Consider the following 12247-nt stretch of genomic DNA (forward strand, 5'->3'; position numbering starts at 1 on the left):
ATAGTTTGTGCCAGCCAGGAAGACGCTCAGAATCCAACGTACTAGCAGCCAAAGCTGCTTGTACCACATAACCGGGTTCATTCTGCTCCATTCTTCTGAAACGTGACGAAGATAAGCCGCTTGCCTTCGCGCACGCTATCTTCGAGCGGCTTCGCCTTCGCCAGATGCGCCGCAATCGCGCTGGCCAGCATGCAACCTGTTCCGCGCATCGATGAAGCAAGGCGCGGCGTATCGAATTGGATGGGCTCATGATCGGAGCGTAACAGAAAATCGGTCGATCGGGGTCCCGAGGCATGCCCACCCTTGATCAGCACTGCCTGCGGGCCGGCGGTCAGCAGTCTTTGTCCTTGTTGGAGCGCACCGTCCTCATCCACTGCCAGTTCGCAGTCAATAAGGAGCGCCAGTTCAGGAAGGTTGGGCGTGACCAGGCAGCAAAGCGGTATCAGATCGCGCTTCATGGCGGCGATAGCGCCTGGTTCTAGTAGAGCCCGGCCTGAGGTGGAGGCCAGCACTGGATCGATTACTATCGGCACCTGTCGATTTTCGCGCAGTACGCCGGCAACCGCAGCGATGGTCTCGGCTGTTCCGAGCATGCCGATCTTGATTGCCGCCACTTCCTTGGCCTGCAGCGCGGCGCGCATCTGACCAGCCACCAGGCTTGGTGGGGAATGATGGATTTCTTTCACGGCGTCGTGCGTTTGCACCGTTAGCGCTGTGACGGCCAGACAGGTGCGAACGCCAATGGATGCGATCGTTTCGATATCGCGTGCTATTCCAGCGCCGCCGCTGGAATCCGATCCGCCAACGACAAGCACATGCGGTTCTCGTCTCATCGCCATCGGTCCGTCTTTTCGATCCACTCCCTGGTGCGCGCTTCGGGATCGGAGCTCAACGCGATGTCCGTGACCACTGCCGCGCTGTCGGCGCCGGCTCCAAAGACGCCGTCGAGGCGGCCAGGGTTGAGGCCGCCGATAGTGATTAATGGGATTGGCGCCACCCGCCGCTTCCACTCGCTGATTCGCTCTAGCCCTTGCGGTGCCCACTTCATTTTCTTCAAGATGGTGGGATAGATCGGACCCAGCGCAACATAGTCGGGATCGGCAAAAATGGCGGTTGCCAGCTCGACATGATCATGCGTGCTCAACCCGAGCCTGACACCGGCTGACCGTATCCTTGAAAGGTCGGCGGTCTGCAGATCTTCCTGGCCGAGATGCACGAAGTCGCAGCCCTCCTCGATTGCCAAGCGCCAATGATCGTTGACGATGAGCTGGCACTGGTGCTCGGCGCACAGGGCCTTCGCCTTCCGGATTTCGGTGCGCAACCTGACCTCATCTGTGGTCTTGATGCGCAGTTGCACCAGCCTGACGCCAAGCGGCGCTAGCCGCTCGATCCAGGCAGCGCTGTCGACGATCAGGTAGAAGGGATCGAGCTTCATGAAAAAACTGCCCTGCCGATTGCCGGCGTCGACGGAACTGCGACCTCGCGCGGCTCGAGCAGCCCCGAACCGTAGGCTTCACGACCGGCTTCGATCGCCTTGCCGAATGCTCGCGCCATGCCGACCGGATCGGCCGCCTTGGCAACCGCCGTGTTCAGGAGCACGGCGTCAAAGCCGAGTTCCATGACGGTCGCTGCGTGCGACGGCCGTCCGAGGCCGGCATCCACGATCATGGGAACGTCGGGGAAATGTCTGCGCATCGAGCGTAGCGCCATGATGTTGATCGGCCCGATGGCGGAACCGATTGGTGCGCACCACGGCATCAGGACCTTGCAGCCCGCCGCAAGCAGCCGCTCGGCGACAACAAGATCGTCGGTGGTATAGGGGAATACTGAAAAGCCGTCCTCGCACAGGATACGGGCGGCTTCAACCAGGCCGAACACGTCAGGCTGCAGCGTGTCGTGGTTGCCGATCACTTCGAGCTTGATCCAGCTCGTGCCGAAGACCTCGCGCGCCATTTTCGCGGTGGTGACCGCTTCCTTGACGGAGTGGCAGCCGGCCGTGTTGGGGAGGATTCTCGTGCCGAGCGCGCGGATCAGCGACCAGAATTTTTCGCCAGCCCTGCCGCCGGCCATCTCACGCCGCAGGGACACGGTCACCACCGAGGTGCCCGATGCCTTGATGGCGTCGGCAAGGATGGCCGGCGAAGGATATTGAGCCGTGCCGAGAAGCAGCCGGGAGGGAAGGGGCATTCCGAAAAGTTCGAACATTGTCTAGCCTCCCTGCATGGGCGAGAGGATTTCGATCCGGTCGCCGTCACTCAACTGGAACTCCGCCCGATTGGCTTTGTGTACGAGGTCGCTGTTGACGGCCGTCGCCAGCCAATCGCCTTCATAGTCGAGTGCGGCAAGCAGCTCGGCCAGCGTGGTGGCGGCAATCTCATGCGCTTCGCCGTTGACCATCAATTTCATGAGCAAGCTCCTTGGTTCCGTCTTGATTGAAAACCAGGTCGGCAGCCTGGCGCGCCATGGCTGGGGCGAGGAGAAAACCGTGGCGATAGAGCCCGTTGATCGCGACGGTGCTTCCGTGGCTCTCGACTTGTGGCAGGTTGTCCGGAAAGGCCGGGCGAACACCGGCGCCGGTCTCAATGACGCCAGCCTCACCGAATGCCGGGTGGAGAGCGTACGCCGCTCCCAAAAGCTCCATCATTGAACGCGCCGTCACCGGTCCGGTGGACCGGCTCTCGATCATGGTCGCGCCGATCATGAAACGGTGGTCGGTGCGCGGCACCATGTAGAGCGGAAAGCGTGGATGAAGCAGCCGGACCGGGCGCGACAGTGAGACATCGGGCGTGCGCAGGATCAGCATCTCGCCGCGAACGCCGCGCAGTCGGTCATCGACCGCGCCTATCCCCGTGCAGTCGGTCTGGCGATCGAAACCGGAGCCAAGCCGGGCGTCGACGCCGAAGCGGAATTCGACGCCCATCACCGCCAGCCTGTCATGAAGTGTCGTCATCGCCTGGCGTGGATCGAGATGGGCCTCGTCGGGGAAGAACAGCCCACGGCGGAAGCGGCCGGCGAGGTCGGGCTCCAGCAACGCGATTTCATCTTCATCGACGCGCCGATAACCCGACGTGCGGGTGGCAAAGCGGTCGAGCTCGCCCGTATCGCGCGGCGCGGCCACGACCAGTGTTCCGGCCCGCGTCACCTGGTCAGGCGTCGCCGCATCCCACCAGTCCGCGGCGTTGCGTCCGAGATCGAGCACGGACTGCTCGGCGCTTTCACGCTCGCACCAGGGCGCCAGCATGCCGCCGGCGAACCATGACGCATTGCCGCCAAGGCTGTGCCTTGTCTCGGCAACGGTCACAGCCGCGCCGCGCGTAGCGAGCTCGAAAGCTGCGGTGAGGCCAGCGACGCCGGCCCCTTTGACCAGCACCCTCATGATCGCTCATGCGCCTGCGAAAGGCATAAGCGCTGCGCCGGTCTCTGCCGCCGGCACGTAGAGGTCACCGCCATCCCGGTACCTCGCCGCCATCGCCGCCATGCCCTCCTTCTGTGCCTCGGCGCGGATGTCATGGGAAATGCGCATGGAACAGAATTTCGGGCCGCACATCGAGCAGAAATGCGCCACCTTGTGCGCCTCCTTGGGCAAGGTCTGGTCGTGGAAGGATCTTGCGGTTTCGGGATCGAGCGACAGGTTGAACTGGTCTTCCCAGCGGAACTCGAAGCGCGCGCGGGAAAGGGCGTCATCCCGGACTTTCGCCGCTGGATGGCCCTTCGCGAGGTCGGCGGCATGCGCCGCGATCTTGTAGGTGATCACGCCAATCTTGACGTCATTGCGGTCGGGAAGGCCGAGATGTTCCTTCGGCGTGACGTAGCAGAGCATGGCGGTGCCGAACCAGCCGATCATCGCCGCGCCGATGCCGGAGGTGATGTGATCGTAGCCCGGCGCAATGTCGGTCGTCAGCGGTCCAAGCGTATAGAACGGCGCCTCCCCGCAGACAGCGAGCTGCTTGTCCATGTTCTGCTTGATCTTGTGCATCGGCACGTGGCCAGGCCCCTCGATCATCACCTGGCAATCCTTCGCCCATGCGATCTGCGTCAGCTCGCCCAACGTTTCCAGCTCGGCGAATTGCGCCGCGTCGTTGGCATCGGCGATCGAGCCCGGACGGAGCCCGTCGCCGAGCGAAAAGGACACGTCATAGGCCCGGCAGATGTCGCAGATCTCCGCGAAACGCTCGTAAAGGAAGCTTTCCCGGTGATGGTGCAAGCACCATTTGGCCATGATCGAGCCGCCGCGCGAGACGATGCCCGTGACCCGGTCGACGGTCAGCGGGATGTAGTGCAACCGCACGCCGGCGTGGATGGTGAAATAGTCGACGCCCTGTTCGGCCTGTTCGATCAGCGTGTCGCGGTAGACCTCCCAGGTCAGGTCCTCGGCAATGCCGCCCACCTTCTCCAGCGCTTGGTAGAGCGGCACCGTGCCGATCGGCACCGGCGCATTGCGCACGATCCAGTCGCGGATGTTGTGGATGTTGCGGCCGGTCGACAGGTCCATCACCGTATCGGCGCCCCAGCGGATCGCCCACACCATCTTTTCCACCTCTTCGGCCATCGAGGAGGTGACCGCCGAATTGCCGATATTGGCGTTGATCTTCACCAGGAAATTGCGGCCGATGATCATCGGCTCGCTTTCGGGATGGTTGATGTTGGCGGGAATGATCGCGCGTCCGCGCGCCACCTCCTCGCGCACGAATTCCGGCGTGACGAAATCGGGGATCGCCGCGCCGAAGGCTTCGCCGTCGCGCTCGAGCTTGCCGCGCAGGATCTCGCGGCCGAGGTTCTCGCGGATGGCGACGAACTCCATTTCAGGCGTGATGATGCCGGCACGCGCATAGGCAAGCTGGGTCACGGCCTTGCCTGCCTTGGCCCTCAGGGGCCGGTTTCGGACTGGAAACTCCGGTGTCAGGCGTTCGCCCGTGACGAATCCATTGTCTTCCGGCCGGACATGGCGGCCCTCATAGGCCTCGACGTCACCGCGCGCCGTGATCCATTCGTGACGAAGCCGGGCAAGACCCTTCTCGATGCTGGTTTCGACAGTCTGGTCGGTATAGGGGCCGGACGGATCGTAGACGGTGACGGGCGGCTCGCCGGCCGTTGGATGGACGGAGATTTCGCGCATCGGCACCCTGATCTGCGGGTGGATGGCACCGGGTTTGTGGATTTTCCGCGAGGCGGGCAGCGGTCCCGTCGAGACGGCGGGAGTGAGGGCATTCATCTTGAGGCTCCTTTGCTCATGCATTGGAGACCCAGTTCTGTGACGGAAGGATGAGACGCTTCTGTCGACCTGCCGAAACAGGACCTCGGGCGTAAACTCCCGCAAAGCGCTTGCACCGTCCCTACGCCAGTATGAACTGGATCAGGTTCAACGGGTCACTGCGCCGCGAAAGCAAGCAGTATCTCAGCCCCTTGCCGGGACTCCCCTGGTGAATGCGTCAGGTTGGACGGGACGTCTCCGGTTTGTCAAGCGCGTTCTGGCCGCGGCTGATCGGCGGCTGGTCAGACCGTGCGGAAAAAATCGCGCATGTCTCGGCGACAAGTCAAGCGTGGGAGATGAAGACAGGGACAAGGAATCGCAAACTGTCGGACTAAAAATCGATCCGCCTCAATGGGAACCAAAGGTTTGCGCGTAGATCGCCTCGATTCTTCCTGCCTCGTCACTGGTCAGCGCGGAGAATTCCTTTTCGCGCTCGCGGTTCGACAGATGGCCACCATTCTGGTGAAGGAAACGGAAGAGCAGGGCGGCCAACCGCTCGGGCATGTCGATAAAGGCGTCCACCTGCTGCCGAAATTGGGCGTAGCGCTGCAGAAACGCGGTTTCCTCGGGAAGGTCCCGTTCGATCGTCCGCTGAACGCAGGCATAGAGGAATTCGGCGTGCGGGGTCGCATCGAAGAACCGGTAGAAATCACCGGTGTCATTCAGCACCCGGACGTTGAATTGCGGCGTCGGTTCCCATTCCACCCACGGCAGAAGGCGCTGCGAATAGCTCTCGAGCACGCCCCTGTACTCGTTGATCTGGTCCAGGATCGCGGCCGAGACGGGAAAGACCACTCCCGGCGGATTGAAGCCGCGCGTGGCAAGGACGTGGTGGATTAGGTAGCGGTGAATGCGGCCGTTTCCGTCCTCGAACGGGTGGATGTAGACAAAGCCGAAGGCGAGGATTGCGGCGGCTATGACCGCATCAAGGTTTTGCGCGGGGCCCTGATCGAAGGCCGCCATTCCATCGATTAGCCGCGGCAGGTCCTCGGGCCGAGCGCTGATGTGATCGGGCAGGGGCGTGCCGTTGTCTCGGTCATGCTCACCGACGAAACCTCCTTCTTTTCGGAAGCCAAGTCTTACGAAACGGGCGTCGCCAAGTACAATTTTTTGCAGACGTAGCAGCTCATCGCGATCGATCGGCCAGCGGCCGGCTTCGCCGATGGCGCGGCCCCAGCGCTGGATGCGATCTTGCGGCGGGCGCTCGCCCTCGATCGCATAGCTTGATCGCGAGTCTTTGAGCAAAAGAAAGGCGGCGGTCCGAGCAAGGAGGTCGCGCGGCACGTCCGCCACGATTGCCTCCGCGCGCCGCGGCAGTTCAAGGCCAATGAATTTTTCGAGAGTCTTGGTTCGGAACACCAGGGGGCAGAACTCAGGCGTGCCGGGGAGATTGTCCTTTATGCGGTAGCGCGAAGCGGTCTTCTCGGATCCGGGCCACTGCAGCTCGGGATCGACAACCGGAACGTATCGTCCGGCCGCCGCGTCCGGCAGATCGAGACGTGTGCCCGTCAGCCATTCAGATAGAAACCAGATGCGGCGGGCATAACTGCCTGTGGGGCTTTCACGGACGAGCGCCTCGATCGGTGCGGGACCGGTCACCTGGAACAGCCGTTTGAGGACGGCAAGGTCGAGCCCCTCGTACTTGAGCGCGAAGGTCAGATGGCCTTCGAGTGTTGGATGTGGGGCATGGCGGGGCGTCATGATCCGCCAGCCATCCCGTTCGGTAATGCGATGATGCTCGCCAGTGGCCGACAGGGTCCGGGGCAAGGGCACGGCGAGCTCGTAAGCTCCGATCAGGGCGCTGTACCCGGCCGGGGTCACCATCTCCGGAAGGCGGATTTCCTGAAAAACGATAACAGGACCTGAAAATTGGTGCTTCTGCGCCACAGGCATGAAAAGGGGATCCTTTCATCGAATTTTGGTGCGACTGAGCCAAATCTTATGAAAAACGATTCTACCTCATGAAAATTGATGCTGCAAGCCGACTTTTCCGAAAACCGATCCGCGGCGGTGATCCGTCTGCATGGCTCGGCCGGAAAGTGATCGTCGCGCCGCCAGCGATCGTGGGTCACTGCGCGACCGTCGGCTGTCTCGGCCACGCCTTCAGGCGGGGGACAATCACCTCAGGCAATGTGGACGGAGCGCCAGCGCAATGATGTTCCCATGGAAATAAGCGTCCACAGCGACCAAATCAGTTCCGCGGCGATAGCACGGCGGTCGCCGGCTTTTATGCGTCGCCTTACAGCTTTGGCCTCGTGTTCAGTCATTGCCTAGTTTTTCGCCACAATGCATCTCGGTACGCCTTGTGACCTGAGATCGATTCTGAACGTGAATCACGCTGTTGCGGCAGTCAAACTCGTACGAGCTGAAGCACACCCCTTGAGACCACCACCACGCTGATTGTTAAAAACAATCACAACAAGGGTACTGCGAAACTCGGCCGAAGCAGGAAAATGGGGGCCTCTAGCCCTTGGTTTGAAGCGCTTCGCAATGCAGCCACTTTGCTGTTTGATTTTGGCCTTCGCACCTGCACAAAACTATGCAAAACCGTTGACCGCTTAAACCTGACGTAGGGGAAATGTGCCGATGAGTGTGGCGGTAGAAACGAAGGCGTCGACGCCGCCGGACATCGCGGCCAGCAAGGGCAAGGATCCGGTCGTCTGCTTGACCGCCTACACCACACCCATTGCGCAGCTCGTCGACAGATATTGCGACGTCGTGCTGGTCGGCGACAGTGTCGGCATGGTGCTTCACGGTCTGCCCTCGACCCTCGGCGTCACGCTCGACATGATGATCATGCATGGCAAGGCCGTGCGACGCGGTCTTGAGCGCGCGTTGATGGTCGTTGACATGCCATTCGGCTCCTATGAAGAAGGCCCCGAACAGGCCTTTCGCAACGGCGCGCGGCTCATGGCGGAAACCGGATGCGCCGCCGTCAAGCTGGAGGGCGGCGAGAGCATTGCCGAGACAATCCGCTTTCTCACTGCTCGCGGAATTCCCATCATGGCCCACGTCGGGCTGACGCCGCAATCGGTCAATGTGTTCGGGGGCTATAAAGTCCAGGGCAGGGGCGTAGACGGCGACAGGATTTTTCGCGACGCCATTGCTGTTGCCGAGGCCGGGGCGTTCAGCATAGTGCTGGAAAAGGTCACGGAGCCGCTCGCACGGAGAATAACCGAGAGAGCCACAATTCCCACGATCGGCATCGGTGCCTCAGACGCCTGCGATGGTCAGATCCTTGTGATCGACGACATCCTGGGCATGTTCACTGGTTTTCGGCCGAAATTCGTCAAGCGCTATGCCGAACTGGGCTCAGAGGTCGAAGCTGCCATCGCTGCCTACGCGGCTGATGTGCGGGAAGGGCGCTTTCCAGCGGCCGAACATCTTTTCGCCGATGAGCCGAAGGCCGGAGATGTTGCATGAGCGTGCCGATTGTCCGCACCGTTGCCGAACTTCGTGCCTTCGTGGCGGGATGGCGCCGTTCAGGTGCCACTATCGCCGTGGTGCCCACGATGGGAGCCTTGCATGAAGGACATTTGAGTCTCGTGCGTTCTGCGCTTCAGAAGGCCGATCGTGTGATCGTGACGCTGTTCGTCAATCCCAAGCAGTTCAACAATGCCGCGGATCTTGCCGCTTATCCCCGCACCGAAAAGGAAGACGCTGCAAAGCTCACTCCGTTGGGCGCACACCTGCTCTATGTTCCGCATGCGACTGAGATGTATCCTGACGGCTTCACCACGACCGTGTCCGTGTCCGGCGTCGGCGAAGGCCTATGCGGTGCGTTCCGGCCTGGTCATTTCGATGGGGTGGCGACCGTCGTTGCAAAGCTCTTTTTGCAGACCGGCGCTGATTTCGCCTTTTTCGGAGAGAAGGACTTCCAGCAGCTTCTACTCATCACTCGCATGGTCCGGGACCTGGATATGCCAATTACCATCGTCCCCTGTCCGACAGTCCGGGAACCCGATGGTCTCGCTTTGTCATCGCGCAATGTTCGGCTCTCGCCAGCGGAGCGGGCCATTGCCCCAAGGCTGGCATCGGTCCTGCTCGATACTGCGGAGGGGCTCTCGAACGGCTCTCCCGTCCTGCCAGCGCTTGCCCAAGCGCGTGCAGCGATCCTGTCCGCAGGCTATCGCGAGGTCGAGTACCTGGAACTCCGTGGCGAAGCAGATCTGCAACCGATAGCAACAAGCATCGATCGGCCGGTCCGCCTGCTCGCAGCCGCGTGGCTCGGCCAAACACGGCTCATTGACAACGTCAGAACACTGCCGCCTTGCCAACTCACAAATGAGTCGCTGCGGACTTCCGGCTAGCGTGAAAATGCAGCTCGGGCCGCGCGAGCGTGATTGGACGCGGTTGTCTCCATGAAAACCTTGTCAACTTGCTCTGGCCGGGCAGAGAGAGCCTTGCGTGAATGCGCGCCCAGAACGAATATATTGGTCATTAGCATTTGCGTTGGTGAAAGTTCCCGAATAGGAACGAGTGACGAATCAGGGGCCTGAGCTTGATGGACGAAGCAACTGAGCAGACGAGCACTGGTCTTTTAGGGCTGACAGCGGGCATCGTCGCGGCCTATGTCCAGAACAACGCAATGCCGGTAGCGGATTTGCCGGCGCTGATTGCTGGCGTCAATTCTGCGTTGTCGGCTCTAGTTCAGCCCGTCGCGGCACCACCGCCAGTATCTACTCCGGCCATAAATCCGAAGAAGTCGATATTTCCCGACTATATCGTAAGTCTCGAGAATGGGCGGAAATTCAAGTCTATGAAGCGTCACCTGGGTTTGCTGGGCATGACACCTGACGAGTACAGAGCCAAGTGGAGATTGGCCTGGGACTACCCCATGGTGGCCCCTAGCTATGCAGCCAAGCGGTCTGCTCTGGCTAAGGCGAGCGGTCTTGGCCGCAGACGCACTGCAAAAACACCGCCTAGGAAAGGCCCCGCAAAGCGGAAACCCAAGGTGTAGCGCGCGCCTATCAGAGTTGGCAGACGCCAAAGCCTGACCTCTCGCTGACCAGATGAATGCGATTCCGCCCAGCCATCTTTGCGGCATCGAGGGCGGCGTCGAGGCGCCCGGCCCGTCGGTGACCAGCTCGTCCACTTGCGCGGTCGCCACACCTGCCGGGAAAGTGTAGCCGAACTCCGGCTCGTCCTTCAGCGGCCTTGAGTTACGAATAACGGCCAGCGTTCTTTCGACAATCAAATTCGGCCTCTGTCGACCTCGCTTGTAGTATCAAGACGAATTCCGCCCACGCGACCGAAACAATCTGCGAGTCGCACCTGACACTGAATGCGGACTGCGAAATTACGCAAAAGAGCATCACTCGCCTGGTGGCCGAACCTGTCGTCAGACCCAATGAGAGGTTGAGCAACCTTGCGTTGGACGGAAGCAGTGCTGGTAACAAATGCCAAGCCTAGTCTAGTAGAGTCCGCGAGTGGCAATCATTCGTCGTGAGTCGATGCTAATGTACGCGTTTCGCAGCACTCCGGCTCGCTATATCGCCTAAGACGGCATGAAGAAGCGATCCAACTTCCAGTTCGGCGAACCTGGGCGCAACTCCTGATTCGGACAACTGAAGGAGAATTGTCTTGGCAGTGCCGCGCCAGAACGCATTCGCATCTTCGCCGTTCTTGGTTTCCAGCACGCGGGCAATTCCCTCGACCAACTTCCGCCGCCGATACAGCGGAAACGCCCTTATGTTTGACACCGATCACCTACCCATTCAGTCTCGCGATTAAGCACTGGAGGATGAGAAAATCTGGTTAACGGCACATCCTTTTTGTTGGGTGAGCGTGTAGCGGGAGTTCTGAGGTCGGGCGGCGGCTTGGGCGCAACTGTCGGGTAGCAGGGATGGGCCAGAGCGACATTGGCCAATGTCCGTTCACCAGCCAAGACGGTCCGGGCTGGCAGAGCGAATGGACTTCGCTATGTCGGACGAGCAGCCTGGACGACGAATATGTTGGTCCCTGCCGGCGCCTGCCGTGGTAAGCGGGATCGGTTGTCCGATTTAGGAGCATGCCTGCCGCACCAAAGGGCTGCAATGCGCGCCGGCGAACCCAATGGGTCAAAGCGGGGATACGGCCTCGGAAGCAAGCCGTGAGGAATAGCTTAGCTGCCGGTATTCTGTGAAGGATCGTTAGCCGCGGCGTCCGACGTGAACAAGCCCTATGTCCCAATCAAGGGAACTGTGACTGTCGTTGCGTAATTTATCGGATACTGGTCGAAATATGGGAACTCGATGACGAAGGCATAGGTGGCGGTCAGATGCGCTAAGCGGAACCCGCCGCTAGGGGGATCGATCCCAATCGTAACCACGACGTCTTTCAGTCCCAGATCCAGTAATTTTTGCGTGGCGATGGCTTGGATCTGGGCCTGCGTCAGCGAGTTCTTCATCTGCAGCGCACGCGAGGACGTTTCCAGCGTATACCGAACGCTCGACATGCCGTTCAGAGCCCAGCCGAACGCGAAAATGCCGAACAAAAGCATCATCAGAAAAGGCGCGAGCAGTGCGAACTCCAATGCAGCTCCGCCTGATGCATTGCCCGCGAAAGGTCTCCGTTCAGCGGACACGAATCACCTGTTGATGACCGAGCTCGCGTGAAAAGGAAACCTCGCCAAAACTGAAGGGCGGTGACCAGGTGGCTGTCGCCTGGATTACGAGGAAGACCGAGGGGGCTTTCAAAGTGTCGCACAGGATCGATGGATCGACCACGATGTTCCCGCACATATATTTACGGCTCAGCGTCACCTGCGCGCCATCGGGGTGGTTTTCCCAGCTCGAAAGAGCGACAGCTTGGATGGTGGCGTCCTCGACGGCTCCTTGCATCACGAGGTTCGCCGCCGTCTTGACGCCTGCACGCATCGACAACGTGTTTGATACGAAGGACCAGCCGTTAATGATGCCAAGAAGTACCAGGCAAAGGATGGGCACAATCAGTGCAAACTCTACCGCAGCAACACCTGAATCGCTCCGGAAAATTCGGACGGATCGCCGTTCCACG

At 60.8% G+C, this 12247-nt stretch carries 13 protein-coding genes and 1 riboswitch; of the genes, 3 read left to right on the plus strand and 10 right to left on the minus strand.

The genetic code is table 11. From position 1 onward, the window contains the following. Positions 1–77: 77 nt before the first annotated feature. The 7 genes from AC0L2Y_RS02585 to AC0L2Y_RS02615 all read right to left on the minus strand — a co-directional run bounded on the left by AC0L2Y_RS02585 (position 78) and on the right by AC0L2Y_RS02615 (position 7144). On the minus strand, positions 78–839 hold the full coding sequence (locus tag AC0L2Y_RS02585) for a hydroxymethylpyrimidine/phosphomethylpyrimidine kinase (RefSeq protein ID WP_473553695.1): 762 nt from the start codon (positions 837–839) through the stop codon (positions 78–80). Further along, positions 830–1435 (minus strand): thiamine phosphate synthase, encoded by a 606-nt coding sequence (locus AC0L2Y_RS02590; RefSeq protein WP_473553580.1) that lies wholly within the window; start codon positions 1433–1435, stop codon positions 830–832. Before AC0L2Y_RS02590 ends, AC0L2Y_RS02585 begins: the two co-directional genes overlap by 10 nt. Further along, the gene (locus AC0L2Y_RS02595) at positions 1432–2205 is read right to left on the minus strand and encodes a thiazole synthase (protein ID WP_473553582.1); all 774 of its coding nucleotides are present in this window, start codon (positions 2203–2205) and stop codon (positions 1432–1434) included. Before AC0L2Y_RS02595 ends, AC0L2Y_RS02590 begins: the two co-directional genes overlap by 4 nt. Positions 2206–2208: 3 nt before the next feature. Continuing rightward, positions 2209–2406, minus strand: a complete 198-nt coding sequence (gene thiS, locus AC0L2Y_RS02600) for a sulfur carrier protein ThiS (RefSeq protein ID WP_447255313.1) — start codon at positions 2404–2406, stop codon at positions 2209–2211. Then, on the minus strand, positions 2375–3376 hold the full coding sequence (thiO, locus tag AC0L2Y_RS02605; RefSeq protein ID WP_473553584.1) for a glycine oxidase ThiO: 1002 nt from the start codon (positions 3374–3376) through the stop codon (positions 2375–2377). The genes thiS and thiO overlap by 32 nt, the downstream gene beginning before the upstream one ends. A gap of 6 nt (positions 3377–3382) precedes the next feature. Beyond that, positions 3383–5212 (minus strand): phosphomethylpyrimidine synthase ThiC, encoded by a 1830-nt coding sequence (gene thiC / locus AC0L2Y_RS02610; RefSeq protein ID WP_473553586.1) that lies wholly within the window; start codon positions 5210–5212, stop codon positions 3383–3385. A 100-nt stretch (positions 5213–5312) separates the two neighbouring features. Continuing rightward, a riboswitch (TPP riboswitch) is annotated at positions 5313–5429 on the minus strand. 170 nt (positions 5430–5599) lie between these two features. Further along, positions 5600–7144, minus strand: coding sequence for a Fic family protein (locus AC0L2Y_RS02615; protein WP_473553587.1), 1545 nt, complete (start codon positions 7142–7144; stop codon positions 5600–5602). Positions 7145–7837: 693 nt separating this feature from the next. Here AC0L2Y_RS02615 and panB point away from each other — a divergent pair. From panB to AC0L2Y_RS02630, 3 genes are all read left to right on the plus strand, one after another. Next, a complete protein-coding gene (panB, locus tag AC0L2Y_RS02620; protein ID WP_473553588.1) occupies positions 7838–8674 on the plus strand; it encodes a 3-methyl-2-oxobutanoate hydroxymethyltransferase in 837 nt (278 codons plus the stop codon). Continuing rightward, on the plus strand, positions 8671–9561 hold the full coding sequence (panC, locus tag AC0L2Y_RS02625; RefSeq protein WP_473553590.1) for a pantoate--beta-alanine ligase: 891 nt from the start codon (positions 8671–8673) through the stop codon (positions 9559–9561). Before panB ends, panC begins: the two co-directional genes overlap by 4 nt. Before the next feature lie 194 nt (positions 9562–9755). Beyond that, the gene (locus tag AC0L2Y_RS02630; protein ID WP_473553591.1) at positions 9756–10211 is read left to right on the plus strand and encodes a Ros/MucR family transcriptional regulator; all 456 of its coding nucleotides are present in this window, start codon (positions 9756–9758) and stop codon (positions 10209–10211) included. A 496-nt stretch (positions 10212–10707) separates the two neighbouring features. On the opposite strand, the gene AC0L2Y_RS02635 is transcribed toward AC0L2Y_RS02630, so the two are convergent. The 3 genes from AC0L2Y_RS02635 to AC0L2Y_RS02645 all read right to left on the minus strand — a co-directional run bounded on the left by AC0L2Y_RS02635 (position 10708) and on the right by AC0L2Y_RS02645 (position 12246). Continuing rightward, positions 10708–10953: a DUF6074 family protein gene (locus AC0L2Y_RS02635; RefSeq protein WP_473553593.1), complete on the minus strand. Its 246-nt coding sequence runs from the start codon at positions 10951–10953 to the stop codon at positions 10708–10710. A gap of 458 nt (positions 10954–11411) precedes the next feature. Beyond that, positions 11412–11765: a TadE/TadG family type IV pilus assembly protein gene (locus AC0L2Y_RS02640; RefSeq protein WP_473553595.1), complete on the minus strand. Its 354-nt coding sequence runs from the start codon at positions 11763–11765 to the stop codon at positions 11412–11414. Positions 11766–11805: 40 nt separating this feature from the next. Beyond that, positions 11806–12246, minus strand: a complete 441-nt coding sequence (locus AC0L2Y_RS02645; RefSeq protein ID WP_473553597.1) for a TadE/TadG family type IV pilus assembly protein — start codon at positions 12244–12246, stop codon at positions 11806–11808. Position 12247: the final 1 nt, after the last annotated feature.

The organism is Mesorhizobium sp. WSM4830 (assembly GCF_055811495.1).